We start from the raw sequence: 26,294 nt of genomic DNA, 5'->3' as shown, positions 1-26,294 counted from the left end.
CGACGCAGAGGAGCAAGGCATGCTGGGTTCCGTGCCTCCACTTCCCCCGCAGTCCCAACGCTCCCCGTTCGGCAGCCACATGGTCGTCTGCGGTGACGACGCGCTGGCCCAGCGGCTCGCCGGAGAGCTGCGCTATGTGTACGGCGAGCGGGTCACCCTCGTCCTGCCGCCCGGACGCGACGCGCGCCGGCCGGAACTGCCGCTGACCGGGCGGGGCCGGGCGGCGGCCCTGTTCGGCCGGATGTCGCAGGCGATGAACCGCAACGGCGGGACCGGCCTCACGGGTGCTCCCGGGGACGGCGACACCAACGCCGGGGTCGAGGCGGTGCGCATCCTGGAGGCGGCGGAGCCGTCCGACGAGGTCTTCGAGGAGGCGGGCGTCGGATCGGCCGCCGCACTGGCCCTGGTCTACGACGACGACGAGCGCAACATCCGCGCCGCGCTGACCGCCCGCCGCCTCAACCCCCGTCTCCGGCTGGTCATCCGGCTCTACAACCGCAAGCTGGGCCAGTACCTGGAGACCCTGCTCGACCAGGCCGCCGCCGTCGCCGCCCCCGACCTCGACCGCCGCGCGCTGGACACCTCGACGACCGTCCTCTCCGATGCCGACACCGCCGCGCCCGCCCTCGCCGCCACCGCGCTCACCGGCTCCAGCAAGGTCATCCAGGCGGAGGGCCTGCTGCTGCGCGCCGCCGAACGGACCCCGCCCCAGGACGGCCGGATCGCCGACCCCGGCCTGTGCACCCTCGCGCTGCTCTCCTCCACCGCCCACGACCCGGCGGGCACCGAGGGCTCCGACAGCAGCGGTGACGAAGGCCCCCGACTCCTGCCCGACGAACGGCAGGTGGCCGCCGCGACGGGCCGGGGCACGATCGTCCTGGAGGCGGTCAGCCAGGCGGGCCCGGCCGGTCCGCCGCCCCGGATGGGCGGCCGGGGCGCACCGCTCAGCCAGTTCTTCTCCCGGCGGCTGCGCTGGTCGGCACTGGGTGTCGGCCTGGCCGTGGTGGGCCTCGCCGTCGCCTCCACGCTCACCACCGGCGACGATCCGGTGCACGCCGCGTATCTGACACTGCTGGACCTGTTCGCGATGGGCGACCCGGCGATCGGCGACCCCACGGCCCGCCAGGTGATCCAACTCCTCTCGGGCGTCGCCGGGTTGATGCTGCTGCCACTGCTCGTGGCGGGCGTGCTGGAGGCTTTCGGCTCCCTCCGCACGGCGTCCTCCCTGCGCCGCCCGCCACGCGGCCTCTCCGGCCATGTGGTGCTGCTCGGCCTCGGCAAGATCGGAACCCGGGTCCTCGTCCGGCTGCGTGAACTCGGCATCCCCGTGGTGTGCGTGGAGGACGATCCGGACGCGCGCGGCATCCCCGTGGCCCGGCGGCTGCACGTGCCGGTGGTCCTCGGTGACGTCACGCAGGAGGGCGTGCTGGAGGCGGCGAAGATCCAGCGCGCCCGCGCGCTCCTCGCGCTGACCAGCGCCGACACCACCAACCTGGAGGCCGCGCTGTACGCCCGCTCGGTCAAGCCGGATCTGCGCGTCACGCTGCGCCTGTTCGACGACGAGTTCGCCACCGCCGTCTACCGCACCCTGCGCGCCGCCCACCCGCAGGCCCTGACCCGCTCCCGCTCCGTGACCCACCTGTCCGCCCCGTCCTTCGCGGTCGCCATGATGGGCCGCCAGATCCTGGGCGCGATCCCGGTCGAACGGAAGGTGATGCTGTTCGCGGCGATCGAGGTCGCGGGGCACCCGCAGCTGGAGGGCCGCACGGTGGAGCAGGCGTTCCGGGCGGGTGCCTGGCGGGTCCTCGCCCTGGACGCGACCCCGCCCGAAGACCGCCGCCCGGCCCTGGCCATGCCCGCCCCCGCGTCCCCGGACCGCCCGTCGAGCCTGGTCTGGGACCTGCACCCGGGGTACGTACTGCGCCCCGAGGACCGCGTGGTGATCGCGGCGACGCGGCGGGGCCTGGCCGACCTGCTCGGCAGGCGGCGCCCCGTGGCACCGCGGTCATGACCGGGCGGCGGGGTGCGCGGTGCGGTGTCCGGTGACCGGTGCGGTGCGGGGCGGTCCGGGGCGGTGTCCGGTCCGGTGTCCGCAGGAGCGACGGGACCCGTACTCGGTGTCCCGCCGCCGTCCTGCGCGCCGGTCCCGGTGCCCCGGCGGCTCGGGCCCCGTCCGCGGTCGGTTTCCTGCACGTCCACGGCGAAGGCGGCCCGCTCGGACAGCCGCTCGGTGATGGCCGCCGGCCACAGCGGGGCGTTGAACGGGCCGTGCTGCGCGGCGCGTTCGAGGAGTTCGGTGGCGGTGGGGCGGCTGTCGGGGTCCTTGGCAAGGCAGCCCTCGACGACCTCGGCAAGTTCCGGAACACCGGGACGCCGCCCTGCTCCTACCCGCCGCCACCACAGCGGCGCGGACGATGCCTGGAACATCGCGGCACTGATCCTGGACGTGGCGGCACGGGGTGCCTGGCCGACCGCGGACTGACCGGCGGCCGCGCGCCTACAGCACGCCCCCCATCACCCCCCGTACCTCGTCCAGCGTCGCCTCGGCGATCTCGTTGGCCCGCTCGTTCCCGGCCCGGAGCACCGACCGCACGTACGCCCTGTCCCGCGCGTACTCGGCGCGCCGGGCCCGGATCGGTGCCATCCGGCTGTTGACGGCATCGGTCACCGTCCGTTTGAGGGCGGCCGCGCCCCCGCCGCCGATCTCCTCGGCCACGGCGTGCGGATCGCGGTCCAGGCAGAGCGCCGCCAGCAGCACGAGCGAGGACACCCCGGGCCGGGCCTCCGGTTCGTACGTGATGTGCCGCTCGGCGTCCGTCTTCGCCCCGCGGATCAGCCGCGCCGTCTCGTCGGCGGTGGCGCCGAGCGCGATGGAGTTGCCGCGGCTCTTGCTCATCTTGGTGCCGTCGGTGCCGAGCAGGAGCGGCGCGGCGGAGAGCAGCGCGTCCGGCTCCGGGAAGACCGTCCCGTACCGCTCGTTGAAGCGGCGGGCGACGGTCCGGGTCACTTCGAGGTGCGGCAGCTGGTCCTGCCCGACCGGCACCAGGTTGCCCTTGCAGAACAGGATGTCGGCGGCCTGGTGCACGGGATAGGTGAACATCAGCCCGCTGACGGTGGACTGCCGGGAGTGCGCGATCTCGTCCTTGACGGTGGGGTTGCGGTTCAGCTCGGCGACGGAGACGAGGCTGAGGAAGGGCAGCATCAGCTGGTTGAGCGCGGGCACGGCGCTGTGGTTGAAGATCGTCGAACGAGCGGGGTCGACGCCGACGGCCAGGTAGTCCAGCAGCATCCCTTCCATGTGCTCGGAGAGCCGCTCGGCGAGATCCCGGTCGGTGAGCACCTGGTAGTCCGCGATGATCACGAAGACGTCCACACCGAGGTCCTGGAGCCGGACGCGGTTGTGGAGGGTGCCGAAGTAGTGCCCGAGGTGCAGCGGCCCGGTGGGCCGGTCCCCGGTCATCACCCGGAACCGGCCGGGGGTCTGCCGGATCCGCCCCTCCAGTTCGGCACTTCGGCACTGGGCAGGGTCGGGGGCGGTCTCGGCGGCGGTGGCTGTGTTCACGGGGCTCTCTCCTCGCGAGTGCTGATTGCGTGGAAGACGGCCCGCCGGGATCGGCATCCGTACCCGTACGAGGGCAGAGAAAAGGGCCGTCCATATCGAACGGCCCTGGTCCCGCGCTGATGAGGTGGCCGCTCCTAGAAGGAGCGCCACCAGTTTCGGCACGGTACGGAGGTCATGGGCCGATCGTAGCGCGGCCCGGCCCTGCGGTCACGGCCCCCTTTCCGGAGCTCGTCGGCCGGGCGTCAGCTCCGCCCACATCACCTTCCCGGGCCCGCACCGCGCCTCGCGCCCCCACCGGTCCGCCAGTGCTGCGACCAGCATCAGCCCCCGCCCGCCGCACTTGTCGGACTCCGGACTGCGCTCCTTCGGCTGTACGTCCGAGGCATCGTGCACCTCGATCCGCACCCCGTCGGCCACGGGCCGGAACCGGGTACTGCACGCCACTACTGCACGCCACGGCGCGCCCGCGGAAGACACGAGCCGCCTCGCCGCAGGAACAACGCGGGCGACCCTAGACCAGGGAACTGACAGGCAATGGCGCGACCGGTGATCGTTTCCGGTCACAGCACCAGCAGGCCGTCCTCACCGTGCGCTCGCCATCGGGCGTACCACGTGGCCAGGCAGCGTCGGGAGATCCCGGCTTCCGCCGCGACGTGCGCGATCGGCCGTCCGGCATCGATCCGCAGGCACAACCGCAGACGCCCCTCGGGGGTCGGCGGTGCGTTGCGGTGCCCCGTTTGTCGGCGCCCCGGGGCTCGGCGGAGGCGTTCATCGGGAGCCCTGGCATCCCAGGGCTCCCGCGCGGGCGGCTGCGCCCGGCGTCAACGAGCGAACTTCGCGATGGCGGCCGGGGTGACCGGGGCGAAGAAGTTGACGAGGTTGCCGTCGGGGTCGCGGAACAGCAGCGACCGGTTGCCCCAGGGCATCGTGGTGGGTTCGTTGACGAAGTCGGCGACAAAGCCGGTCAGGTTCCCGTGCACGCGGTCCACGTCGTCGACGAGGAACTCGATGATCACGCTGTGGTTGTCGGCCGGGCGAGCGGCGCCCGGCGCGAACAGCGGCACAGTGCGGGTGCTGCCGATGGCGAGGGTGGCGCTGGGGGTCTTGAGTTCGGCGAAATCCTCGGTGGACCAGGCCGCCTGCACCCCGGTGGCCTTCTCGTAGAACTCGACGAGTCGCGCGATGTCGCCGGTGATGATCCGGATCGAGACGAAGTCCATGGTGATCTCCCTAGATTCGTGGAGCCGTTGCACTTCGCACGCTAGAACAAATAGCGGACAGAATCGGTCCAGTATTGGCGCTAGGCTCTGGGTATGTCTCGCCCTACTGGCCGCGTGCTCACCCTCCTGGAGCTGTTGCAGTCGGGGGGCATCCGGACGGTTGCCGAACTGGCCGACCGGCTCGGCGTCGACGGCCGCACCGTGCGGCGGTATGTGGACCACTTGATCGACCTCGACGTGCCTGTCGAGGCGGTGCGCGGCCGCTACGGTGGCTACCGACTCGGCCCCGGCTACCGCTTGCCTCCGCTCATGCTCAGCGACGACGAGGCGCTCGCCGTGCTGCTCGGCCTGGTCGCCGGCCGCCGAGCGGGGTTGATGACGACGGCGGACACGGCGGGCGAGACGGCTGCGGCCAAAATCCGCAGGGTGCTGCCCGAGCGCGTCGCCCGCCGACTCGACACGGTCCTGGAATCCCTCGCCTTCACGGCTTCGCCCGGCGAGTTCGCCACCCCCGACGCCGCGGTCCTGCTCACCATCGCCGATGCGGTACGCCATCACCGACCGGTCTCGATCAGGTACACCGACCGCGACGGCCGGCGCAGCGAACGCAGGCTGCACCTGTATGGGATCGTCGCCCATTCGGGCCGGTGGTACGTCACGGGCACGGACCCCGAGATCGGCGAGGACCGGACCTTCCGGCTCGATCGCATCGCAGACGCGAGGACCCTGCCCGGCTCATTCGAGGCGCCCGTGGGCCCCGGTCCGGCACAGCGCGTCCTGTCCGGGTTCGCCACGGCTGAATACCGGCATCAGGTGACCTTGCGGATCCACGGGACGGTCGAGCAGATCCGCGCCCGACTTCCCGCCGGCGTCGCGAGCGTGGACGAGCCCGAGCCCGCGGCAGGCGCGGATCCGGAGACCGAGCGCTGGCTGCGTGTCGAGCTACGGGCGGAGCAACTCGACTGGTTGCCTCCAGTACTCGCCTCACTCGGCCGACCGTTTGTCATCGAACGCCCGGATGAACTGCGCGGCCTCGTCATCGCGCTCGCCGACCGCCTCGCGTCCTACGCTCGCCAAGCCTGACAGCGGGAAACCAACGTCACGAGATGGCACAACTGTACGAGCACACCAGGATGTTCCGTACCTACTGCGCCAACGTCGTTCCCGGAGTCCTCCAGACGCATGCCTGTGCGTCCGCACTGCTGCGTTCCATTCGCGAGTTTCACGAGACCCCGGACGACGTGAGTGGGGCTGTCGAAGCCAGGCTGTCCACGGAGCGGACGCGCGCGCTCTGATCACGTCCGCCATTCACGCGCTGGAGCGATCAACTTGGAACATTGCGGAACTTCCTGGCAGTTGACTGCCCGGAGTTCCTGGCGTTGTCGCCCTCAGGACGACGCAAGGGGTCTACCAACGACCAACCCGGTGACGCAGCAACCCGCCCGGTCCCGGCCGTCCCCGAACAGATCCGATGGAACCTGACGGGAAGGCCAGGTTGTCGAGTGGGTGTCAGGGTCTTCGGACCGTACGAACGCTCGGGGGGAGTGCCGATGCGCCAGAGCAGCTCGGCTCGTGACGCGGAGTTCGCGGGTTTCGTGGCGGCGTCACACGGGTCGCTCCTGCGAACGGCCCGTCTGCTGACGGGTGATCCGCATACGGCTGAGGATCTGGTGCAGGCCGCCCTGATCCGGGTCTACACGCGGTGGGGCCGGGCGGCCGTGTGGGAGTCGCCGCAGGCGTACACCCGCAAGGTCGTCGTGAACCTGTACGCGACCTGGCGACGGCGGCGCTGGCATGCGGAGGTCGTCCGGGCCGAGACGGAGAGTTCGACCAGCGGTCACGACATGGCGGGCAGCGCCGAGGCGCGCCTGGAGCTGGAGCGCGCGTTGGCGGATCTGCCCCGCACCCAGCGAGCCGTACTGGTGCTGCGTTTCTACGAGGACCTGTCGGTGGACCAGACGGCCGAACTGCTCGGCTGTTCGCCCGGGACGGTCAAGAGCCGGACCAACAGGGCCTTGGAACGGCTGCGCGCCGCCGGCGCGCTGAGCGGCTATGCGGGAACGGAGAGGAGTACGCGATGACCGAGGACGAGGACCAGCTGCGACGGGGCCTGCGGGACCTGGCGCAAGGGGACGTTTCGGCGGGGGGCGCGACGGGTGTGGAGACGCTCCTGACCAAGGGGCGCCGCGTCAGGGCCCGCCGCCGGGGGGCGGCGGTGGCCTGCGCAGTCGTGCTGACCGCAGGTGGTGCGGGGCTCGGCCTGCGCGCCACCGAGCCGGGGCCGGGGACCCCGGACCCGCTCGCGTCGGTCGCAACCGCTCCGGCGGACCAGCCGTTGGAGTTGGGGCCGGCTGCGGCGCGGATCGGGGTGAGTTACCCGTACGACCTGGTGCGGAGCTGCGGTCTCCGGTTCGCGGTGTTCGACGGCAGCAAGTGGGCCACCGACGCGAAACTGGCGAGGACCATCCTCCAGTACGGCGACCGGGTGTCCGGAGTGATGACCCTGGTGTCGAAGGACGTCGCCCGGTTCGAGATGGGGTCCGGCTCGCTGAAGGAGACGGCGGACTTCCACCGTGTCTCAGGAGGCGGGCACTGCCCTCGCCTGCCTGCTCCGAATCCGGCCAAGCCGCCGGTCATGGAGCAGCCGCCCACGAACGCCACGGAGGGAATCTGGTATCCGCAAGATCTGTACGTTCACTGCCCTCTCCGCTTCACCAGATTCGACGGGCGGTGGTGGGTGACCGTCCGTGACTACTCGAAGGAGACCGGCATCGACGCAAGCGAGCGGACCCCGATCGTGACCGGCTTCATCAAGCTCACGGGCGACAGGGCCCGGTTCGATTCCCCAGGGCTGAAACCGATCGAGTTCCGCCCCGCAAAGGACGGCGAGGAACCGCCCGTGTGTTCATGACCGTCAACCGCGGATGTCTTCCGGGCCCTGCCGGGCCGGGTCCGGAAGACGCACGGGGGTTCTGACCCGGCTGCCGTCCCGCACGCATGATCGACGAGAGCGTCCGCCGGCGGGCGCCGAACTCGGCGTCGGCAGCGGCGCAGGCACGGCTCCTGGTCCCGGCCGCCCGCTGCGGGACTCTACGGCCGGAGCTCCCAGCCACCCATGCAATCGTTTCCGAACGTGTCGAACATGCCCCTGACTGTCACGTTGAACGAAGACCCCCTCGCACTTCTCAGGGTTGGCCGCCGCTTCTACAGCCGCCCCATCACCTCGTTGAACGCCGCGCTCCACCCCTCCTCCGGACCCCGGTTGTCCTCCGCCCTCGACAGGAGCAGGACCCTCGCCGGTACGCCGGTCGCCGCGTAGGCGGCGAGCTTGTGGTGGCCGTCCAGGATCGCGGCGACCAGGAAGCGCTCGTCGTGCACGGCCTCGACGTAGACGTCCTCGACCCAGGCGAGGGCCAGGGCGGCGGGAAAGGCGGGGGCGGGACGACGGAACGGAACCACGGAATAGGTCAGGGGGGCGTCCCGTTGTAGGGTGCGTTCAGATGGTTCAACATTCAACAAGCTGGAGGCGGGCGCCATGGAGTTCGGGATCTTCACCGTCGGAGACGTGACCACCGACCCGACGACCGGCAGGACACCGAGCGAGCACGAGCGGATCAAGGCCACCCTCGCCCTCGCGCAGAAGGCGGAGGAGGTCGGCCTCGACGTCTTCGCGACCGGCGAGCACCACAACCCGCCGTTCGTCCCGTCCTCCCCGACGACCACGCTCGGCTACATCGCCGCCCGCACCGACCGCATCATCCTGTCCACGTCCACGACGCTGATCACCACCAACGACCCGGTGAAGATCGCCGAGGACTACGCGACGCTCCAGCACCTCGCGGACGGCCGCGTGGACCTGATGATGGGGCGCGGCAACACCGGCCCGGTCTACCCCTGGTTCGGCAAGGACATCCGCCAGGGCATCCCGCTCGCCATCGAGAACTACGCCCTGCTGCACAAGCTGTGGCGCGAGGACGTCGTCGACTGGGAGGGCAAGTTCCGTACGCCGCTCCAGTCCTTCACCGCGACCCCGCGCCCGCTGGACGGCGTCCCGCCGTTCGTCTGGCACGGCTCGATCCGCTCCCCGGAGATCGCCGAGCAGGCCGCGTACTACGGTGACGGCTTCTTCCACAACAACATCTTCTGGCCCATCGAGCACACCAAGAAGATGGTGGACCTCTACCGGCGGCGGTACGCGCACTACGGGCACGGCACCGCCGAGCAGGCCGTCGTCGGCCTCGGCGGCCAGGTGTTCATGCGGAAGAACTCGCAGGACGCGGTACGGGAGTTCCGTCCGTACTTCGACAACGCCCCGGTCTACGGGCACGGCCCTTCCCTGGAGGACTTCTCCCGGCAGACCCCGCTGACCGTCGGCTCCCCGCAGGAGGTCATCGAGCGGACCCTGTCCTTCCGGGACGCCGTCGGCGACTACCAGCGCCAGCTGTTCCTGATGGACCACGCGGGACTGCCGCTGAAGACGGTCCTGGAGCAGCTCGACATCCTCGGCGAGGAGGTCGTCCCGGTGCTGCGCAAGGAGTTCGCCGCCCTGCGGCCGGCCGGAGTCCCGGACTCCGCCCCCGTACACCCGGCCGTCGCCGCCCGCACGGCCACGAAGGAGGTCTGACCGCCGTGTCCACCGAGTCCACCGTGTTCGTCACCGAGCCGCTGAGGATCGTCGCCGTGTCGGCCGGGCTCAGCAGCCCCTCGTCGACCCGGCTGCTGGCCGAGCGGCTGGCCGGCGCGGCCCGCGAACGCCTGCTGGCCGACCAGGACCGTACGGTCGAGGTCCACGTGATCGACCTGCGCGACCTGGCCGTCGACATCGCCAACCACCTGGTGACCGGATTCCCGCCGAGCGCCCTGGACGAGGCGATCAAGGAGGTGACGGGGGCGGACGGCCTGATCGCCGTCTCGCCCGTCTTCACCGCCTCGTACAGCGGACTGTTCAAGTCGTTCTTCGACCTGATCGACAACACGGCGCTGACCGGCAAGCCCGTCGTCGTGGCGGCGACGGGCGGCACCGCCCGCCACTCCCTCGTACTGGAACACGCGATGCGCCCGCTCTTCGCCTACCTGCGGGCCACCGTCGTACCGACCTCCGTGTACGCGGCGTCGGAGGACTGGGGCTCGTCCGGCGACGAGTACACCGACGGCCTGCCGTCCCGCATCCGGCGCGCGGGCGGCGAACTCGCGGCCATGATCGCGGGCGGCCGGGCGTCCTCCGGGGCACCGAGGGCCCTCGGGCTCGACGACGAGGTCGTGCCGTTCGAGCAGCAGCTCGCCGACCTCCGGCTGGACTGATCCGGACGGAGATCGGACCGAGCCGGGCGGACTGATCCGGCCGCCGAACGGACCGAGCCGGGCGAACCGGACCGGACGCCGACCGGTCCGAGGGGACCCACTGTCTGACGCTCTGTCCGGTTTGATTAGAGTTGATCTGAAAGATGCGCCGTGCGGGACTTTCTCGCACGACGCCTCTGCGCACTGAGCCGAACCGAGCTGGAGGCAGAGATGGGCAGGATCGTGGTGGGCGTGGACGGCTCCGAGTCGTCGATCAAGGCGCTGCACTGGGCCGTACGCCAGGCGGAACTGACCGGCGACACGGTGGAGGCCGTCAACAGCTGGGAATACCCCGCGACCAGTTGGGCGTCCATGATGCCGGGCATGCCGGAGGACTTCGACCCGCAGGCCCTGGCGACCGTGTCCCTCACGGAGGCGCTGGAAGAGGCCCTGGGCGCCGAGGGCGCGGCCGAGGTCAGCAAGGTCGTGGTGATCGGCAACCCCGCCCAGTCCCTGCTGGAACGCGCCAAGGGCGCGAACCTGCTGGTCGTCGGGGCACGCGGCTACAGCGGCTTCAAGGCGACGCTGCTCGGCTCGGTCAGCCTGCACGTCACTCAGCACGCACCGTGCCCGGTGACGGTCGTACGCGACTGAGCGCGGCCGCGAGCAGGTCAGGACATGAGGACGGGCCCGCGCCGAGCGCGGGCCCGTCCTCATGTCTGATGTCCCGATGCGCCGGGAGGCGCGCTCACGTCCTCTCCCGCGTCTTCTCCTGCGTCTTCTCCTGCGTCTTCTCCTGCGTCTTCTCCTGCGTCTTCTCGTGCGTCTTCTCGTGCGTGTAGAAGATGTAGAACGCCGTGATGAACATCCCGAGGCCGACCGCCAGTCCCAGCGCCGAGGACCGCAGCACGCTCGAATCGGTCAGCCCGACCAGCAGGCCGATCGCCGCGGCCGTCAGCACGCCGTACACCACCGCCCGCACCAGGGGCAGCATGGTGTGCTGGATCCGGCCCAGCCCGAAGCACAGGGCGGCGAGCACCACCGCGGTGATCAGGCCGTACCAGAACTGCCGGCCGCCGCTCGCACCATGGTTGCGGAGGATGAACGACGCGTAGAGGCCGTACGCCGCGCCCAGCGTGGCGGGGACGGCCCAGGCGTACGCGCTGTGCCGCCGGGCGCGGGGCCGGCCCCGGGCCCGTCCGCGGGACGGCATCGCTGCATGAGTGGCCATGGCGGAGAACTCCTTCCGTCGCCCTCTTCGTCCCTCCAGAGCACACCCGGCCGCGTCACCCGGCAACTCGGATGGCGTACGGATCGCGGCACACCGCTTCCGTACGGGATTTCCTGGGGGGATGCGGACGTATCTCTCGGCGGCTCGGACGGTGGCGGTACTGGTGCTGCTCGCCGTGCTCGTCCCGGTGAGCGCGCTCTCCGCCTGGGTGGACCTGGAGATCGACGACACGGACCGCTACGTCGCCGCGGTCGCCCCGCTCTCCTCGGACCCGCAGGTGCGGAACACCGTCGCGGGCCTCATCACCGACGCGACGATGAAGCAGGTCGACGCCGGTCCGCTCCAGAGCACCGTGCGCGACTTCCTGCACCAGGCGGTCAAGTCCTTCACCACCACCGACGCCTTCCGGGCCGCGTGGAGCGCCGCCAACCGCACCGCCCACGAGGCCGTCACCGCCGCGCTGAACGGCAGCACCGGCGAGGCCGTCACCATCGACCTGGCCCCCGTGACCCGGCAGGTCAGACAGAACCTGGAGGGGAACGGCGTGCCGTTCGCCGACCGGATCCCGGTCCAGCACACCGACATCACACTCATCTCCGCCGACCGCGCCGACCAGCTGCGCCGGACCTTCCGGTGGCTGCGCGCCTGCAGCGTCTGGCCCGCCGTGGGCACGGTCGTGTTCGCCGCCCTGACGGTGCTCCTGGCCTGGGTGCGCGGCGGACCGGGGCGCGGGCGCTCCGCACGTGCCGCGCTCACGGCCACGGCGGTGGCCGGGTTCGGCTTCGCGCTGGGGGCGCTCGTGCTGCGTACGGTGATCGCGATCGCCCGCGCCCGGGTGCTCGCCGAGGTGCCGGACAGCGAGACGGGCGGTGCGGCGGCGGTCTACGACGCGCTCACCGGCTCCCTGCGCACGACGGTGTGGATCGTGTTCGGAACGGGGCTGGCGGTGGCGCTGTGCGCGGTGCTCGGGCGGCTGTGGGCAGCCCGGCGGCGGCCGGGGCCGTAGGCGGCCCGGGTTCGACGTGCGGCGGCGGACGGGCCGGGGAAGAGTGGTTCTCGTGACTGCCGGATCGGGGGCGACTGAGAGGTCTTCCGCATGCGAGCCATAGCCGTCGGCGCGTTCCGGGCCGACCCCGCACTGGTCCAGTTGCCCAAGCCCGAGCCGGAAGCCGGCGAGGTACGGGTCAGGATCGAGTACGCCGCACTCAACCCCTGCGACTGGCAGACCGCGCGGGGCACCCTGGACGACGGTTCCGCGCCGCGCGTGTTCCCGCTGGTCGTCGGCGTGGACTTCGCGGGCCGGGTGGACATGATCGGCAGCGGCGGGAACCGCTTCCGGGTCGGCGACCACGTCTTCGGCCGGGTCACCGCCCCGGGGACCGGCGCCGGCACCTACTGCGACTACGTGTCCGTACCGCAGGACTCCGCCATCACCCACGTCCCGGACGGCCTCTCCCTCCGGACCGCGGCGGCACTGCCGTCCGCCGGGATGGCGGCCGCCCAGATCCTGGAGATCTCGGTGCTCCGCGGCCACGAGAGCCTGCTGGTCATCGGGGCGGCGGGCGGCGTCGGCAGCTGTCTGACCCAGCTCGCCGCGGCCCGCGACATACGCGTGATCGCGGCCGTGCGCGGTGACGAACATCAGCGGATGGCGGAGCTGGGCGCCGCCGTCACGATCGACACCACGGACCGCCCCCTCGAAACCGCGGTACGGGAGAGCTGCCCGGACGGCGTCGACGCACTCGTCGACCTGGTCTCCACCACCCCGGACGCCTTCGCGGCCCGTGCCGCGCTGGTGCGCGGCGGCGGGATCGCCCTCACCACCCGGGGCGTCGCCGCCGGGGCCGCGCTCCCCGCGGACGTGACCGGCATCGACTTCCGGCTCGAACCCACCCCGGTCCTGCTCGACGTCCTGGCCGCGGGCGCCGCCGAGGGCGTCCTGCGCGTGCCCATCGACATCGAACTCCCGCTGGAGAAGGCCCCGCAGGCCCTCGACCGGAACCGGACGGGCGGCGCACGCGGCAAGACCGTCATCGCGCTCTGAGCCGAACCGTCCACACGCCGAACCGTCCGCACGCCGGCCCCGCACCGTTTCGAACCAGAGAAGCCGAGGGAGCCGGAGGAGCCGGAGGACCCGAGAGGGCCGAAGAAGCCGAGAGGGCCGAAGAAGCCGAAGGAGACGCCATGGACGACCGGGAACGCGACATCCAGCACGACATCATCGACAACATCGGCGGACTCATCGCCGAGGAACGGCAGCTGCGCGACCGCTCCGCCCGGGACACGGGCCTCACCGAGGACGAGAGATCCCGCCTGCGTACGGTGGAGATCCGGCTCGACCAGTGCTGGGACCTGCTGCGACAGCGCCGCGCCCTCAGTGAGTTCGGCGAGGACCCGTCCGCGGCGAAGGTCCGGCCGGCCGACGAGGTCGAGGACTACCAGGGCTGAACGCACGACGCAGGGGGACGCATTGACCGACACGGAGGCCGGATCCGAGCGCAGGCGCACCGCACCGCCCCCCTGGCTGCTGAGCGGACTCCGCCCCCAGTCGTCCGCGCCCGTCCCCTGGGCGGCGGCCGTCCGCGCCTCCCTCGCCCTGGCCGCCCCGCTCGCCGTCGGCTTCGCGCTGGAGCGGCCCGCGTACGGCGCGCTCGTCTCCATGGGGGCGCTCTCCGGCGTCATCGGCGACACCGCCGACGCGTACCGGATGCGCATCCTCAACATCGCGGTGCCGCAGCTGTTCGGCGCGCTCGGCATCATGCTGGGCACGCTGGTGTTCGGGACCGGCTGGGCGGCCGTCGCCGCGCTGACCCTGGTCGGGCTGGTCTCCGGCATGATGTCGACGATCGGCGCCGTGGCCTCCGTGTCCGGGCTCCTGCTCCTGCTCAACGCGGTGGTCGGCGCCGGACTCCCGATGCCCGCCCCCTGGTGGGTGGCACCGCTGCTGCTGACGGTCGGCGGCCTGTTCGTCCTCACCATGACGCTGCTGGCGTGGCCGCTGCGCCGCAAACTCCCGGAACGGGTCGCGGTCGCGGGCACCTACCTCGCGGTCGCCGACCTGCTCGCCGCCGCGGGCACCGACGCGTACGAGGAGCGGCGGCAGGCCGTCACCCAGTCCCTCAACACCTCCTACGACCTGATCCTGGCCCGCCGGGCCCGCTACCACGGCCGCAGCAACGCCATGGTGCGGCTCCTCGCCCAGCTCAACGTCGTCATCCCGCTCGTCGAGGCGGCGCCCGCGGTGCACGTCCGCCGCTGCCCGCTCCCCGACGAGATCCCGGCGGCGGTACGCGAACTGGCCGGCGCCGTCGAGGAGAGCCGCACCGGCGGCGCCGGACTCACCCTGCCCGCCCCGGACTCCCCCGCCACCCGGGCCGTGGACGGCGCGCTGCGGCACGCGGCGGTCGTCGTGCACAAGGCCGACCCCGACCCGTACAACGTCGACGACCGGCTCGGACGCCCCGCCGCGCTCGGCGTGCGCGTCCGGCGGACCACCCGCGACGTGCTGCTCTCCGGGGCCTCGTGGCGGTACGGGCTGCGCCTGGCCCTCTGCATCGGCCTGGCCCAGGCGCTGACCTCGCTCGTCCCGGTGCCCCGCTCCTACTGGGTCGCGCTGACCGTCACGTTCGTCCTCAAGCCGGACTTCGGCTCGGTGTTCTCCCGGGCCGTGCTGCGCTCGGTGGGCACGGCGGCCGGTCTCGTGATCGCCGCACCGGTGCTCGCCGCGGTCCCGATCGGGTGGTGGGACGTACCGGTGATGGTGGTGCTCGCCGCACTGATCCCGGCGCTCACGGCAAAGGGGTACGCGTTCCAGACCGCGGCCATCACCCCGGTCATCCTGCTCCTGTCCGACCTGCTGAACCACCAGGGTTTCCACCTGGTCTGGCCGCGCTTCCTGGACAGCCTGATCGGCTGCGGCATCGTGCTGGTGGCGGGCTACCTGCTGTGGCCGGAGAGCTGGCACGTCCGGGTCGGCCACCGGCTCGCGGACGCGGTGGCGGACATCGCCGACTACGTGGCGTACGCGTTCGGGCCGGACGGCTCGGGCGACCGGGCGGAACGGGTGCGGGCCCGGCGCCGTATCTACCGCGATCTGTCCGTCGTACGTTCCGAGTTCCAGCGCGCCCTGACGGAACCGCCCCCGGTCGGCGCTCGGGCCGCGGCCTGGTGGCCGCTGGTCGTCGCGGTCGAACGCATCGTGGACGCGACCACGGCGGCCCGGGTCCGCGTCGACCACGGAGCGCCGGAGCCGCCCGCCGCGGAGGTGGCCGGGATCCAGCAGCAGCTGCGGGAACTGGCGGACGGCATACGCGCGAGCGAGACCCTGGTCGGGGTACGCGCGGAACTGCCCGGCGACGAGGAGGGGGTACTGGCTCCGCTGCGCCAGGAGGTGGCGGCGGCGCGCGCGATCGCGTCACCGCAGCCGTAGCCGTGGCCACAGCCATAGCTGTGGCCTTGGCCGTGGCTGTGGCCTTGGCCGTGGCTGTGGCCTTGGCCGTGGCTGTGCGCCCATCGAGCCGCCCGAGGCGCGTCCTCAAGCCCGCCCGAGGCATGTCCTCGAACCCGTCGGGCGGGCTTGAGGGCAAACCAGCCGTGGACGACCCCGGTCAGTCCGTGGGCCCGGCCCCCCGCAGCCGCTCCATCTCCCGCCGGTCCCGCTTCGTCGGACGCCCCGCGCCCCGGTCCCGCACCGGAACCTGGATCGCCGCCTCGCGCGGCGGCGGGGGCGGGCTGTTGTCGATGAAGCACTCCGCGGCCACCGGAGGACCGACCCTCTTCTTGACGATCTTCGACACGACGACGATCCGGTCCCGACCCGCGTGCCGGAGCCGTACCTCGTCGCCGACGCGCAACGCCTGGGCGGGCTTGGCGCGCTCGCCGGCGACCTTCACATGACCCGCGCGGCAGGCGGCAGCGGCCTGCGAACGGGTCTTCGTCAGCCGGACCGACCAGATCCAGACGTCGACCCGAACGCTTCCCTCCGCCTGCGGCGCCTCACCGGAAACCATGCAACCGACTCTAGTGCGGCGGACGCGTGGCGTCGTCGACCGTACCGACGCGGCCGGGGCCGGTGCCGCCGTTGTTGGTGTTGCAGTGCTCATGGAGAACCAGGTGGCCGGTGGGCGTTGTTGTCCGGGTCGAGGTCCATGATCTTGCGCAGGCCGAAGACCCGCATGCCATTCCGGTTCCCGCGAAGTCGTCCTGCTCGCCCTCGGGTTCGTTGTCGAAACCGTTGTCCGGCACGCCCTCGTTGCCCGGTACGGGGTCGTCCGCGCCCGGCGCCGCGGGCGGGCGAGCGGATGACCGCGCGGAGGACGGAACGGCGCGTGCAGCGGCTGCCGGCACGGGGCCGGAAAGCATCGCCCCGGCCACCACGGCACAGGCCGCGAAACGTGTTCTGCGAGACCGCTTTCCCACGTGGGAGCCCTTCTTGACAGCGCATGCGGATCAAACGGACAACGGTGTGCCTCATCACTTGCCAGGCACACCGTCCGTTCACGCTGACAAGGCAACTCGGGACCGAATGCGCACATTTGAACGACGCACATCAGGTCCGCACCGCGTACGCACCGGGCTTGGTCGGAGCCCGGTCGCAGTTCGGTCGCGGCTCAGTCGCCCCACGGGCGGGCCGCGCCGCCGAACGGCCGGATCCGGCCGCTAACCTTACGTATCCGCCCTGGCCAGGGATGAATTCCCACAGGTCGGACATTCATCGCACCCAACTCACGCGAAAGGCCTCGCCCATGGGCATTCGGAGCTTGCTGCGCAAGGTGTTCGGCCGCGACCGCGCGGAGCAGGACGCGTCGGCGCCGGCGCCGACGGCCACGGTCCCGCCCCAGACCGAACGCACCGCGCCCGCGGAGTCGGAGCCGGTCACGGCGACGGTGGACGAGCCGGCCACGGAGACCGCCCCGGCCACCAAGGCCTCGGTACCGGCCCCCGCCTCGCCCCGGCCCGTCACCGGCGACAGCGGTCTGGCGTCGGACCTGGTGGCGGCGGCCTTCGACAAGGCGTCCCTGCCCACGGTCCCCTCCCAGGGCTCGGCCCCGAAGCCGAAGCCGGCGGAGGCCGCGGAGCCGGAGGCCGCGGATCCGGAGATCGAGGCCGCAGAGACCGGCAAGGCCGAGGCCGAGGCTGCGGAGCCGGAGGCTGCGGAGACCGGCAAGGCCGTGGCGGAGCCGGTGGCGGAGCCGGTGGCGGAGCCTGCCGCCGAGACCGAACCGGAAGCTGCGAAGCCGGTGGCCGAGGCCACGGCAGTGGCCGAGGCCGAGGTAGAGATCGAGGCTGCCCCCGCCACCGTTGAGGCCGAGACCCCCGTCGAGTCCGCGGAGCCGGTGGCGGAGCCTGCCGCCGAGACCGAGCCGGAGCCGATCGCTGCGGAGCCGGAGGCCACGCCCACCGCCGAAGCCGAGCCCGAGCCGGTCACTGCCGAGGCCGAGCCCGCCGCACCCGAGCCTGAGCCGGAAGCCGCCGCCGACCCCGAGCCGGAGGCCGCGCCTGCCGCCGAAGCCGAGCCCGAGCCGGTCATCGCCGAGGCCAAGGCCGCCGCCAAGCCGGAGACCACCCCCGTCACCGCCGAGGCCGAGCCCGAAGCCGAGGCTGAGCCGGTCGCTGCCGAGACCGAGCCCGAGCCCGTCACCGCCGAGGCCGAGCCCGTCACCGCCAAGACCGAAGTCGAGCCGGAAGCCGAGCCCGCCGCCGCGCCCGAGCCCGAGCCCGAACCGGAGACCGCACCCGCCGCCGCCGAGACCGAGCCCGAGCCGAAGGCCACCCCCTCCGCCGAAGCCGAGCCCGCCGCACCCGCCGCCGCGCCCGAGCCCGAGCCCGAACCGGAGACCGCTCCCGCCTCCGAAACCGAGCCCGAACCGGAGACCGCTCCCGCCTCCGAAACCGAACCGGCGCCGGAGCCGGAGCCGGAAGCCGCCACCCCCGCCACCCCCGCCACCCCCGAGCCCGCCCTCGCCCTGGCACAGGTCGAGGCCGGTGCACCCGGGCTCGTCGAGCCGTACAAGGCCGCCCAGGCCGCACTGAAGGCGCACGGGCTGGCCGGGCTCCGTGCCACCGTCTATCTGGTCCTCGACCGCTCCGGCTCCATGCGGCCGTTCTACAAGGACGGCAGCGCCCAGCACCTGGGCGACCGCACCGTCGCCCTCGCCGCGCACCTGGACGAGAGCGCCGCCGTCCCCGTCGTCTTCTTCTCGACCGACATCGACGGCACCGGCACGGTCGAGCTCACCGCCCACGAGGGCCGGATCGACGAACTGAACGCTGGCCTGGGCCGCCTCGGCCGTACCAACTACCACCGCGCCGTCGAAGAGGTCGTCACGCACTACGAGAAGTCGGAGGCGACCGGCCCCGCGCTGGTGATCTTCCAGACGGACGGCCCGCCGGACGCCAAGCAGCCCGCCAAGCAGGCGCTGGCCGACGCGGCGCGGCTGCCGCTGTTCTTCCAGTTCGTCGCGTTCGGCGACGAGGACGCGAAGGGCTTCGACTTCCTGCGGAAGCTGGACGTCCCGAACGCCGGGTTCTTCCACGCGGGCCCCGCTCCCCGCGAGGTCGCCGACACCACGTTCTACGCCGAGGTCCTCGCCGCCCTCCCCGCCTGGATCGAGGCGCGCGAAGCGGCGACCGAGGGCTGATCCACCGGCAGGCGTACGGTCACGGCGAGCCCGCCCGCAGGGCCCGGCACCGCCGTGACCGTACCGCCGTGCGCGACAGCAATAGAACGCACGATCGAGAGGCCGAGCCCCGAGCCCCGCCCCATCCGGTCCTTGCCCTCACCCCGCCGGAACGGCTCGAACAGCCCGGGGATGTCCGCCGCGTCGACCACGGGCCCGGTGTTGCGCACCTCCAGCAGCGCCCCGCCGCCGGCCGTCACCAGGGACACGTCCACCGTCCCGTCCGGCACGTTGTACGTGACGGCGTTGGCCAGCAGATTCGCCACCAGCTGGGCGAGCAGCAGCCGGCTGCCCCGTACCGCGCAGGGCCCGGCTTCGACGTTCACGCCCGGGTGCAGGGCCGTCTCCTCCGCCACCACCTGCGCGAAGTCCACCGCTTCCCGCTCGCTCGCCGCGAGCCCCCGTTCGCTGCGCGCCAGGACCAGCAGCCCCTCGATGAGCCGCTCGCTGCGCCGGTTGTTGTCCAGGAGCGTCTGCCGGGTCCGTACGAGATCCTCCTGGGACGGGTCGTCCAGACCGATCTGGATCGCGGCCCGCTGGGTGGCGAGCGGTGTGCGCAGTTCGTGCGAGGCGTTGGCGATGAACCGGCGCTGGCTGTCGAACGCCTTCTCCAGCCGGGCCAGCAGCGCGTCGAGCGTGTCGCCGAGCTCCTTCAGTTCGTCGTCGGGGCCGCTGGACGCGATCCGTTCGTGCAGGGTGTGCTCGGAGAGCCGACGCGCCTTCGCCGTCATGGCGTGGACGGGCCGCAGGACCCGCCCCGCGGTCCACCACCCCACCGCGACCGCGCAGGCCGTCATGACGAGGAGCGCGGCCACGGACCACACGAGCAGCTGGTGGCCGGCCGCGTCGCTGACGTGGTCGGTGAGGTCGTAGACGGTGGGCGGTCCGAGTCTCCGCCGGGAGATGAGGGGGCCGTTCACCGCGTAGCCGGGCTGGACGACCGCGGCCGTACGGGCGATGGCGCGCGCCTGCGAGTCCGTACCGGCGCGGGAGGCGAGGTTGACGGTCGCGAGCAGCGCCGTCCCGAGCACCAGGAACACCCCGCCGTACACAACCGCGATCCGGGTCCGGATCGTGGAGTGCTGGACGTGCGGGACGCGTCGGATGCGCCGGATGCGCCGGACCGACGGATCGCGCGGCGGGCGCTTCACAGGGCGTACCCCACTCCTTGCACCGTACGGATCAGGGCCGGCTCCCCGAGCTTCCCCCGCAGCTTGCTCATGCAGACGCGGACGGCGCCGGTGAACGGATCGGCGTTGGCGTCCCAGGCCCGCTCCAGCAGTTCCTCCGCGCTGACGGTCCCGCCGTCGGCCTCCAGCAGCAGCTGGAGCACCGAGAACTCCTTGGGCGAGAGGTCCAGCTCCCGCCCTTCCCGGCAGGCGGTGCGTCGCACGGTGTCGAGCCGGATGCCGTACCGCTCCAGCTGCGGCGGTACGGGGCGGGCGCTGCGCCGCCGCAGCGCCCGTACCCGCGAGACCAGCTCGGGGAACTCGAACGGCTTGCCCATGTAGTCGTCGGCGCCGAGATCGAGACCGGCGACCCGGTCCTCCATGGAACCGGCGGCGGTGAGCATCAGGATCCTGGTCCGGGAGCCGGCGGCGACCAGCCTCCGCGCCACGTCGTCACCGTGCACCCGCGGCAGGTCGCGGTCGAGGACGACGACGTCGTAGTCGTGCAGCCCCAGGTAGGCGAGGGCGGCATCGCCGCTGTACACCGTGTCGACGGCGAATCCGGCCCGCCGCAGCCCCGTCGCGACCAGCTCCGCCAGGATCTCCTCGTCCTCGGCGACCAGTACCCGCATCGTGATGTCCCCTGCCTCGTGCATGCGCGTCCACTCCCTCCCAGGATGCGTCTTTGTTACGGGAAGGCATGTTTCGCAAAGGTCTCCGCCACTCTCCGCCGTTCTTCGCCACTCTCCGCTGCTCTCCGCCACCGCCCGTCGCCACTCCCCGCCGCTCACCGTCGCCCCTCGCCGCTCCCCGCCGCCCGCCGTGCCCGGGGCCCGGTCTTATCCGTGTGAGTCGATCTCCCGCAGGCCGTTAGGATTTCGACCATGGCGGCCACTGGATCCGAGAAGCAGGGGGCGACGGCGTACTACGTCTCGACCCCCATTTACTACGTCAACGACGCTCCTCACCTGGGCCACGCCTACACGACCGTCGCAGGCGACGTGCTCACGCGCTGGCACCGCCAGCGCGGCGAGAAGGTGTGGTACCTCACCGGCACGGACGAGCACGGTCAGAAGATCATGCGCACTGCCGAGGCGAACGACGTCACCCCGCAGGAGTGGTGCGACAAGCTCGTGGAGGAGGCCTGGAAGCCCCTCTGGGAGCACCTGAACATCGCGAACGACGACTTCATCCGTACGACGGAGAAGCGGCACACCGACCGGGTGCAGGAGTTCGTTCAGGACCTCTACGACAAGGGCGAGATCTACAAGGGCGGGTACGAGGGCCCGTACTGCGTGGGCTGCGAGGAGTACAAGCTCCCCGGCGACCTCATCGAGGACGAGAACGGCGTCAAGCTGTGCCCGATCCACAAGACGCCGGTGGAGATCCTCAAGGAGGAGAACTACTTCTTCAAGCTGAGCGCGTACGGCCCGAAGCTGATGGAGTTCTACGCGAACAACCCGGGCTTCATCCAGCCCGAGTCCGCCCGCAACGAGGTCGTGAACTTCGTCAGGCAGGGCTTGCAGGACCTCTCCATCTCCCGCTCGACCTTCGACTGGGGCGTCCCGGTGCCGTGGGACGAGAAGCACGTCATCTACGTGTGGGTCGACGCCCTGCTGAACTACGCCACGGCGGTCGGCTACGGCGCCAACCAGGAGAAGTTCGACGGGACCTTCCCGGCCGACGTCCACCTGGTCGGCAAGGACATCCTCCGCTTCCACGCGGTGATCTGGCCCGCGATGCTGATGGCGCAGGGGCTGCCGCTGCCGGGCCGGATCGCGGCCAACGGCTGGCTGATGGTCGGCGGCGAGAAGATGTCGAAGTCGAACCTGACCGGCATCAAGCCGCAGGACCTGACCTCGCACTTCGGTGTGGACGCGTACCGCTGGTACTTCCTGCGCGCCATCGCGTTCGGCAGCGACGGCTCGTTCTCCTGGGAGGACTTCTCCGCCCGCTACACCTCCGAGCTCGCCAACGACTACGGCAACCTCGCCTCGCGCGTCGCCGCCATGGTCGGCAAGTACTTCGGCGGGGCGCTCCCGGAGGCCACCGCCGAGAGCGACGCCGAGAAGGCGGTCCAGGAGGGTCTGGCGAAGGCCGTCGCCACGGCCGACCGGAAGATCGGCGAGGAGCTGGACTTCCAGGGCGGCATCCTGGCGATCTTCGAATTCGTGAAGCAGGTCAACGGCTACATCACGGAGCAGGAGCCCTGGAAGGTGGCCAAGGACACCTCCCCCGAGGGCCAGGCCCGGCTCGCGACGATCCTCTACACGGCCGCCGAGTCGCTGCGCGGTGTCGCGGTCCTGCTGAACGCCGTGATGCCGGAGACCTCGCAGAAGCTGTGGGACTCCCTCGGCGCCGAGGCGTCCCTGGGCGCGCTGTCCGACCAGCGCGTACAGGACGCGGGCACGTGGGGCCGGCTCCCGGTCGGCACGACGGTGACGAAGGGCGCGGTGCTGTTCCCCCGCCTGGAGGAGAAGCCGGCGTAACCGGCACGTACGCATGGGGAAGGGCCGGGACCGATCGTGCGGTCCCGGCCGGGGCCCGCACCCCGGCCCGTACCCCGTTCACCGCTCCAGCGCCTCCGCGTCCCCCATCACCACCACCGGCTTCTTCTCCGGGTCGAGGAGGCGCAGCAGTTCCTTCATCCGGTCCATGGGGAGCGAGATGCAGCCCTGCGTCGGGCCGCCGTGGTCGACGTGGATCCAGATGCCGCCGCCGCGTTCCTTGCCGAGCGGACGCTCCGGGTCCAGAGGCGAGGCTCCGGGGACCCGGTTGTAGTCGACGGCGACGACATAGTCGAAGGAACCCTCCAGCGGCTCCCCGTCGAACCCTTCACCGCTCACCGCGAACTCCGGGCGCTGCTCGTACGGGAACGCGGTCCCCGGGGGTTCGAACAGGCCGCCCCCGGCCGTCAGTCCGTAGACCCCGACCGGGGTGCGGAGGTCGTTCTCCCAGTGCTTGTCGGTCCACCCGTTCAGGGCGTTGCGGGCCGGCCAGCGGGACGTGGCCGCACGCCAGCCCCCGGCGGGATCGTCACGGGTGTACAGGACGGCGGTGGACAGACTGGAGTCGTAGGAGTCGCCGGTGACGACGAGCGCCTGCCGGGAGTCCGCCGGGATCCCGCCCCTGGTCTGCGGCCCCAGCACGGGGATCTCGCTCGGGCGGAGGCGCGGCGCGCGCGGACCGGGGGCGGCCCGTTTCCGTACCCCGTCGGCCTGGGGGCCCGCGACACCGGCGGTGGCCGTGGCGGCGGCCCGGACCTTGCGGGTCCCGGTGGCGGTCTGGGAAGTGTCGCCGCAGGCGGTGAGCAGCAGGATGGCGACGGCACACGTTCCGGCGCGGACGGCGTACGGGGGACGCCGGGCGGCCGACGGACGGGTCACAGACACGGACACTCCTCAGCGGTCGTGGGGGCTGGCGGCACAGGCGGGCTCCCCGTCACACTTCGTCCCGCCGAACCCAGTTAACGACGCAACCCCCGTGCGCGTATCCGCACGAGGGCCATACGGCGGTACCGGCCGGGGGTGCTCCGGTGGGCGCGTCGGTGGGTGCTCCGCCGGCCGGCGTACCGCCCCCGCCGGGGCGGCCTGAGCCGCCGGGCCCGCCGGAGCTCATGGCCTCGTACCCCGAGTAGATCCCCAGCGCATCGCAGTGCCGGATGTCGACGGCCGCATGCGCGACCGGCTTGCAGATGTCGGAGTCGATCACCTTGAGCCGGAGGGTGAGGGGATGCCCTCTTTGCCCTCGGTGGTGTCCTTCCGGAACTTTTCGGCGTCGATGCAGTACGGCCCCTCGGTGCTCTCCGAGGTGAGCCGTTAGCACGCCTCGCCCGCTCCGCCGCCGGACTTCTTCGCACCGGCCGTGTCCTCGTCGGCGGACGCGGTGGCGACGGCACGGCCCCGATCCCGGCGGCCCCGATCGCCGCACCCCGACCAGGACCGCCCTGCGACGCGTCATGTCCTTCTTGTGCGCGAGCCCTTGAGCCTCTGTCATGAACAGCGCGGCCAAGCAGGGAAGTCGGGTGGCGTGTGTGCGGGCTGTGCGCTGCTATGCGGCCGCGTACGTCACACGTCGCCGAACCGGCCGCCCTTCACACCACCCAGGAGCCGGCCCAGCTGATCCGGGGTGACCGCCAGCTCCGTACCGGGGTCGTCGCTCTCGCGCAGGCGTATCAGGCTGTTGTGCGCGGCGAGCTCGACGCAGTCGTTCCCGTCACCACCACCGGAGAAGGACGACTTCTGCCAATGGGTCCGCATGGTCATACCGTTCCTCACACATTCTTCGACAGTCGGTGGATGAAGTCCCGCGATTGCTGTGGGTCGAGCGCAGAGCTCTCCACCTTATGCAAAAGTGTTCGAAACCTGTCGAGTTGAGATTCCGCATCAACGAATGCGGTCCCGTGTGGGGCGTCCCGCACCACGGTGTCCAACTGCGGCACCGCACTGCCCGCGTACATCATTGCGCTGCTGGCGCCTGCGAAGCCATCCACATCAAAGGGAACGACCCGCACAGACACAAGCCCGGACGCGGAAAGCTCCAGAATCCACTCAAGCTGCGCACGAACCGCAGCACGGTCACTCACCCTGATACGCAGCGCTGTTTCATGAATCACCGCCGCGTAGGGCGTGGGCGTGCCCCCGTCGAAGATGACGCGCCGAGCCATCCGGTGGGCCACCCTGGCAGCGAGATCCTCTTCCGCCAGTTCAGGCACCATGTAGGCAAAGACCGCCCTGGCGTACGCCTCCGTCTGAAGCAACCCCGGCACATGAATGACCGCGACATCACGCCGGGACACAGCATGGTGCTCCAACTCCGACAGATCGAGGAAGGCCGCCGGCAATACGTCCCGGTACTTTTCCCACCAACCACGTGTGCGCTCTGTCGCCATGACTGCAAGGGCGTCGATGAGGCCGTCGTCCACGCAGCCGTACCGTGCCGCCAGCAAACGCAGCCGTGACTCGCTGACACCGGCGATCCCAGCTTCCACCTGGCTCATCTGCGCCGAGGTCGACCCCAGAAAGCCCGCAGCCTCCCTGGCCGTCATCCCGGCCGCTTCGCGCATTCTGCGCAGTTCAGCACCTACTCGCACCTGACGCGCGGTTGGTCGACTCCTCGGCGGCATGAACCACTCCTCGCCTCAACATCCGTCCCGGAGGACCGTGTTGAGCCCACCCGTTCGGGTGCCAGATTACGCCACAGCCTTGCGTAGGCATAAATTAATGCCTTACGTTCTGCGACGTATCACAGACGCAGCGAAATCGCCTCCGGAAGCGCACCGCCCCGCCATGCCACGGCGGACGCGACAGGCCACCGCCCGAGGACCGCCGCGCTCCACAACCACTCACGCACCACACGGAGTTCCCGTATGCCGAACTCACCTGCGAGCACCGACGCCCCGTGGGAGTACACCCTCTACATCCCCCACGACCCCCGCGCAGTCACGGTCTCCCGCCGCACCCTGCGCCTGATCCTCACCCTGCACGGACTGCTCCCCCTCTCCGAGACCGCCGAACTCGTCGCCACGGAGTTGGTCGGCAACGCGGTACGCCACACCAAGGGCCCGGCCGCTCTGCGCCTGCGCTGGGCGGGCCGCGTACTGCGCATCGGCGTCTGGGACGCCGACCCCACCCCACCCGCGCCGCCTCTGCACCCGTCCGCAGAAGCGGAGAACGGGCGCGGTCTCGACCTGGTCCGCAACAGCACGGACGGCTGGGGCTGGTATCTGCTCAGCAGCACCGGCAATTCGGGCAAGTACGTCTGGTGCGAGCTACTGGCTTCGTAACGTTCAACCACGCGGCGTCACAGAGCTTGGCGGCAGGATGCGCGTCCGCAGTTGCGAGCAGTCCGACGACCACGGGCCAGATTCGCAATCTGCCGCAACCGCCACACGGGCATCGACTGTTCGTCACATCCTGATCGTCCAACCAACGTGGATGGAGGGCCACATGACACTCAGGTTCATCGGCACCACATCGGAGCACGGCAACTGCCCCACCCTGTATGAAGTCGTAGAGACCGGCGACATCCTCGTTCAGGGTGAGAAGGAGACCAACCCGGAGCATCTGACTCAGCTTCGTGATGTCAAGGAAAGCGAGACGTTCGTCGTCATCCCCCGTGAACTGCTGACCCGCTTCGCCCCCAAGGAGTGAC

At 71.5% G+C, this 26,294-nt stretch carries 29 protein-coding genes and 1 pseudogene; 17 read left to right on the top strand and 13 right to left on the bottom strand.

Going from position 1 to position 26,294, the window contains the following annotated elements; genetic code table 11:
* The first annotated feature begins 19 nt into the window (after window positions 1-19).
* Together ACFVT1_RS05560 and ACFVT1_RS05555 are read left to right on the top strand one after the other, a co-directional pair.
* Window positions 20-2,011, top strand: coding sequence for an NAD-binding protein (locus ACFVT1_RS05560; RefSeq protein ID WP_389792805.1), 1,992 nt, complete (start codon window positions 20-22; stop codon window positions 2,009-2,011).
* Between the two features lie 381 nt (window positions 2,012-2,392).
* A pseudogene (locus ACFVT1_RS05555) lies at window positions 2,393-2,482 on the top strand (DNA polymerase III); the annotation flags it as partial.
* Window positions 2,483-2,497: 15 nt separating this feature from the next.
* Here the strand turns inward: ACFVT1_RS05555 and trpS are convergent.
* From trpS to ACFVT1_RS05535, 4 genes are all read right to left on the bottom strand, one after another.
* On the bottom strand, window positions 2,498-3,562 hold the full coding sequence (gene trpS, locus ACFVT1_RS05550) for a tryptophan--tRNA ligase (protein ID WP_389792803.1): 1,065 nt from the start codon (window positions 3,560-3,562) through the stop codon (window positions 2,498-2,500).
* 207 nt (window positions 3,563-3,769) lie between these two features.
* Window positions 3,770-4,006, bottom strand: coding sequence for an ATP-binding protein (locus ACFVT1_RS05545; protein WP_389792801.1), 237 nt, complete (start codon window positions 4,004-4,006; stop codon window positions 3,770-3,772).
* Window positions 4,007-4,122: 116 nt separating this feature from the next.
* Window positions 4,123-4,254 (bottom strand): helix-turn-helix domain-containing protein, encoded by a 132-nt coding sequence (locus tag ACFVT1_RS05540; RefSeq protein ID WP_389792799.1) that lies wholly within the window; start codon window positions 4,252-4,254, stop codon window positions 4,123-4,125.
* 129 nt (window positions 4,255-4,383) lie between these two features.
* The gene (locus ACFVT1_RS05535; protein WP_355789651.1) at window positions 4,384-4,782 is read right to left on the bottom strand and encodes a VOC family protein; all 399 of its coding nucleotides are present in this window, start codon (window positions 4,780-4,782) and stop codon (window positions 4,384-4,386) included.
* A gap of 93 nt (window positions 4,783-4,875) precedes the next feature.
* On the opposite strand from ACFVT1_RS05535, the gene ACFVT1_RS05530 reads away from it, so the two are divergent.
* From ACFVT1_RS05530 to ACFVT1_RS05515, 4 genes are all read left to right on the top strand, one after another.
* Entirely contained in the window at window positions 4,876-5,865 is a 990-nt protein-coding gene (locus tag ACFVT1_RS05530; protein ID WP_389792797.1) for a helix-turn-helix transcriptional regulator, read from the top strand.
* Window positions 5,866-5,888: 23 nt separating this feature from the next.
* Window positions 5,889-6,077 (top strand): Scr1 family TA system antitoxin-like transcriptional regulator, encoded by a 189-nt coding sequence (locus ACFVT1_RS05525; RefSeq protein ID WP_389792795.1) that lies wholly within the window; start codon window positions 5,889-5,891, stop codon window positions 6,075-6,077.
* 255 nt (window positions 6,078-6,332) lie between these two features.
* Entirely contained in the window at window positions 6,333-6,863 is a 531-nt protein-coding gene (locus ACFVT1_RS05520; protein ID WP_389792793.1) for a SigE family RNA polymerase sigma factor, read from the top strand.
* Window positions 6,860-7,693, top strand: a complete 834-nt coding sequence (locus ACFVT1_RS05515; RefSeq protein WP_389792791.1) for a hypothetical protein — start codon at window positions 6,860-6,862, stop codon at window positions 7,691-7,693. The genes ACFVT1_RS05520 and ACFVT1_RS05515 overlap by 4 nt, the downstream gene beginning before the upstream one ends.
* Before the next feature lie 293 nt (window positions 7,694-7,986).
* Here the strand turns inward: ACFVT1_RS05515 and ACFVT1_RS05510 are convergent, their stop codons facing one another.
* Window positions 7,987-8,241, bottom strand: a complete 255-nt coding sequence (locus ACFVT1_RS05510; RefSeq protein ID WP_389792789.1) for a hypothetical protein — start codon at window positions 8,239-8,241, stop codon at window positions 7,987-7,989.
* A gap of 76 nt (window positions 8,242-8,317) precedes the next feature.
* On the opposite strand from ACFVT1_RS05510, the gene ACFVT1_RS05505 reads away from it, so the two are divergent.
* The 3 genes from ACFVT1_RS05505 (at window position 8,318) to ACFVT1_RS05495 (ending at window position 10,716) form a co-directional block, all read left to right on the top strand.
* Window positions 8,318-9,406, top strand: a complete 1,089-nt coding sequence (locus ACFVT1_RS05505; RefSeq protein WP_389793349.1) for an LLM class flavin-dependent oxidoreductase — start codon at window positions 8,318-8,320, stop codon at window positions 9,404-9,406.
* 23 nt (window positions 9,407-9,429) lie between these two features.
* A complete protein-coding gene (locus ACFVT1_RS05500; protein WP_389793348.1) occupies window positions 9,430-10,083 on the top strand; it encodes an FMN reductase in 654 nt (217 codons plus the stop codon).
* A gap of 210 nt (window positions 10,084-10,293) precedes the next feature.
* On the top strand, window positions 10,294-10,716 hold the full coding sequence (locus ACFVT1_RS05495; RefSeq protein WP_362192810.1) for a universal stress protein: 423 nt from the start codon (window positions 10,294-10,296) through the stop codon (window positions 10,714-10,716).
* Window positions 10,717-10,810: 94 nt separating this feature from the next.
* On the opposite strand, the gene ACFVT1_RS05490 is transcribed toward ACFVT1_RS05495, so the two are convergent.
* Window positions 10,811-11,293 carry a hypothetical protein gene (locus ACFVT1_RS05490; RefSeq protein ID WP_389792786.1) on the bottom strand — a complete coding sequence of 161 codons (483 nt, stop codon included), beginning with the start codon at window positions 11,291-11,293 and terminating at the stop codon, window positions 10,811-10,813.
* Window positions 11,294-11,414: 121 nt separating this feature from the next.
* On the opposite strand from ACFVT1_RS05490, the gene ACFVT1_RS05485 reads away from it, so the two are divergent.
* The 4 genes from ACFVT1_RS05485 (at window position 11,415) to ACFVT1_RS05470 (ending at window position 15,722) form a co-directional block, all read left to right on the top strand.
* On the top strand, window positions 11,415-12,299 hold the full coding sequence (locus ACFVT1_RS05485; RefSeq protein ID WP_389792785.1) for a hypothetical protein: 885 nt from the start codon (window positions 11,415-11,417) through the stop codon (window positions 12,297-12,299).
* Window positions 12,300-12,389: 90 nt separating this feature from the next.
* A complete protein-coding gene (locus ACFVT1_RS05480) occupies window positions 12,390-13,337 on the top strand; it encodes an NADP-dependent oxidoreductase (RefSeq protein WP_389792783.1) in 948 nt (315 codons plus the stop codon).
* Window positions 13,338-13,477: 140 nt separating this feature from the next.
* Window positions 13,478-13,741 (top strand): DUF2630 family protein, encoded by a 264-nt coding sequence (locus ACFVT1_RS05475; protein ID WP_389792781.1) that lies wholly within the window; start codon window positions 13,478-13,480, stop codon window positions 13,739-13,741.
* A gap of 22 nt (window positions 13,742-13,763) precedes the next feature.
* Window positions 13,764-15,722, top strand: a complete 1,959-nt coding sequence (locus ACFVT1_RS05470; RefSeq protein WP_389792780.1) for an FUSC family protein — start codon at window positions 13,764-13,766, stop codon at window positions 15,720-15,722.
* A gap of 178 nt (window positions 15,723-15,900) precedes the next feature.
* Here the strand turns inward: ACFVT1_RS05470 and ACFVT1_RS05465 are convergent, their stop codons facing one another.
* Both ACFVT1_RS05465 and ACFVT1_RS05460 read right to left on the bottom strand, forming a co-directional pair.
* Window positions 15,901-16,302 (bottom strand): RNA-binding S4 domain-containing protein, encoded by a 402-nt coding sequence (locus ACFVT1_RS05465; RefSeq protein WP_382927368.1) that lies wholly within the window; start codon window positions 16,300-16,302, stop codon window positions 15,901-15,903.
* A gap of 10 nt (window positions 16,303-16,312) precedes the next feature.
* Entirely contained in the window at window positions 16,313-16,639 is a 327-nt protein-coding gene (locus ACFVT1_RS05460) for a hypothetical protein (RefSeq protein ID WP_389792778.1), read from the bottom strand.
* A gap of 398 nt (window positions 16,640-17,037) precedes the next feature.
* Between ACFVT1_RS05460 and ACFVT1_RS05455 the strand changes: the two genes are divergently transcribed.
* On the top strand, window positions 17,038-18,933 hold the full coding sequence (locus ACFVT1_RS05455) for a VWA domain-containing protein (protein ID WP_389792776.1): 1,896 nt from the start codon (window positions 17,038-17,040) through the stop codon (window positions 18,931-18,933).
* Here the strand turns inward: ACFVT1_RS05455 and ACFVT1_RS05450 are convergent.
* Both ACFVT1_RS05450 and ACFVT1_RS05445 read right to left on the bottom strand, forming a co-directional pair.
* Complete coding sequence (locus ACFVT1_RS05450) at window positions 18,867-20,078, bottom strand: sensor histidine kinase (RefSeq protein WP_389793347.1); 1,212 nt, start codon at window positions 20,076-20,078, stop codon at window positions 18,867-18,869. The two genes, ACFVT1_RS05455 and ACFVT1_RS05450, sit on opposite strands and share 67 nt — an antisense overlap.
* A gap of 41 nt (window positions 20,079-20,119) precedes the next feature.
* Window positions 20,120-20,773 carry a response regulator transcription factor gene (locus ACFVT1_RS05445; protein WP_389793346.1) on the bottom strand — a complete coding sequence of 218 codons (654 nt, stop codon included), beginning with the start codon at window positions 20,771-20,773 and terminating at the stop codon, window positions 20,120-20,122.
* Between the two features lie 252 nt (window positions 20,774-21,025).
* Here ACFVT1_RS05445 and metG point away from each other — a divergent pair, with 252 nt between their 5' ends.
* Window positions 21,026-22,630: a methionine--tRNA ligase gene (gene metG / locus ACFVT1_RS05440; protein WP_389792774.1), complete on the top strand. Its 1,605-nt coding sequence runs from the start codon at window positions 21,026-21,028 to the stop codon at window positions 22,628-22,630.
* Window positions 22,631-22,708: 78 nt separating this feature from the next.
* Here the strand turns inward: metG and ACFVT1_RS05435 are convergent, their stop codons facing one another.
* The 3 genes from ACFVT1_RS05435 to ACFVT1_RS05425 all read right to left on the bottom strand — a co-directional run bounded on the left by ACFVT1_RS05435 (window position 22,709) and on the right by ACFVT1_RS05425 (window position 25,266).
* Complete coding sequence (locus ACFVT1_RS05435) at window positions 22,709-23,533, bottom strand: L,D-transpeptidase family protein (RefSeq protein ID WP_389792772.1); 825 nt, start codon at window positions 23,531-23,533, stop codon at window positions 22,709-22,711.
* Between the two features lie 675 nt (window positions 23,534-24,208).
* Entirely contained in the window at window positions 24,209-24,406 is a 198-nt protein-coding gene (locus ACFVT1_RS05430; RefSeq protein WP_389792770.1) for a DUF397 domain-containing protein, read from the bottom strand.
* 8 nt (window positions 24,407-24,414) lie between these two features.
* Window positions 24,415-25,266, bottom strand: coding sequence for a helix-turn-helix domain-containing protein (locus ACFVT1_RS05425; RefSeq protein ID WP_389792768.1), 852 nt, complete (start codon window positions 25,264-25,266; stop codon window positions 24,415-24,417).
* 243 nt (window positions 25,267-25,509) lie between these two features.
* Between ACFVT1_RS05425 and ACFVT1_RS05420 the strand changes: the two genes are divergently transcribed.
* Together ACFVT1_RS05420 and ACFVT1_RS05415 are read left to right on the top strand one after the other, a co-directional pair.
* Window positions 25,510-25,926, top strand: a complete 417-nt coding sequence (locus tag ACFVT1_RS05420) for an ATP-binding protein (RefSeq protein ID WP_389792766.1) — start codon at window positions 25,510-25,512, stop codon at window positions 25,924-25,926.
* Between the two features lie 163 nt (window positions 25,927-26,089).
* Window positions 26,090-26,293: a hypothetical protein gene (locus ACFVT1_RS05415; RefSeq protein ID WP_389792764.1), complete on the top strand. Its 204-nt coding sequence runs from the start codon at window positions 26,090-26,092 to the stop codon at window positions 26,291-26,293.
* The last annotated feature ends 1 nt before the right edge of the window (window position 26,294 follow it).

Origin of the sequence: Streptomyces sp. NPDC057963 (genome assembly GCF_042887155.1) — a bacterium.
In the GTDB taxonomy this organism is placed as follows: domain Bacteria; phylum Actinomycetota; class Actinomycetes; order Streptomycetales; family Streptomycetaceae; genus Streptomyces.
This window is presented reverse-complemented; position numbering and strand designations above follow the sequence as displayed.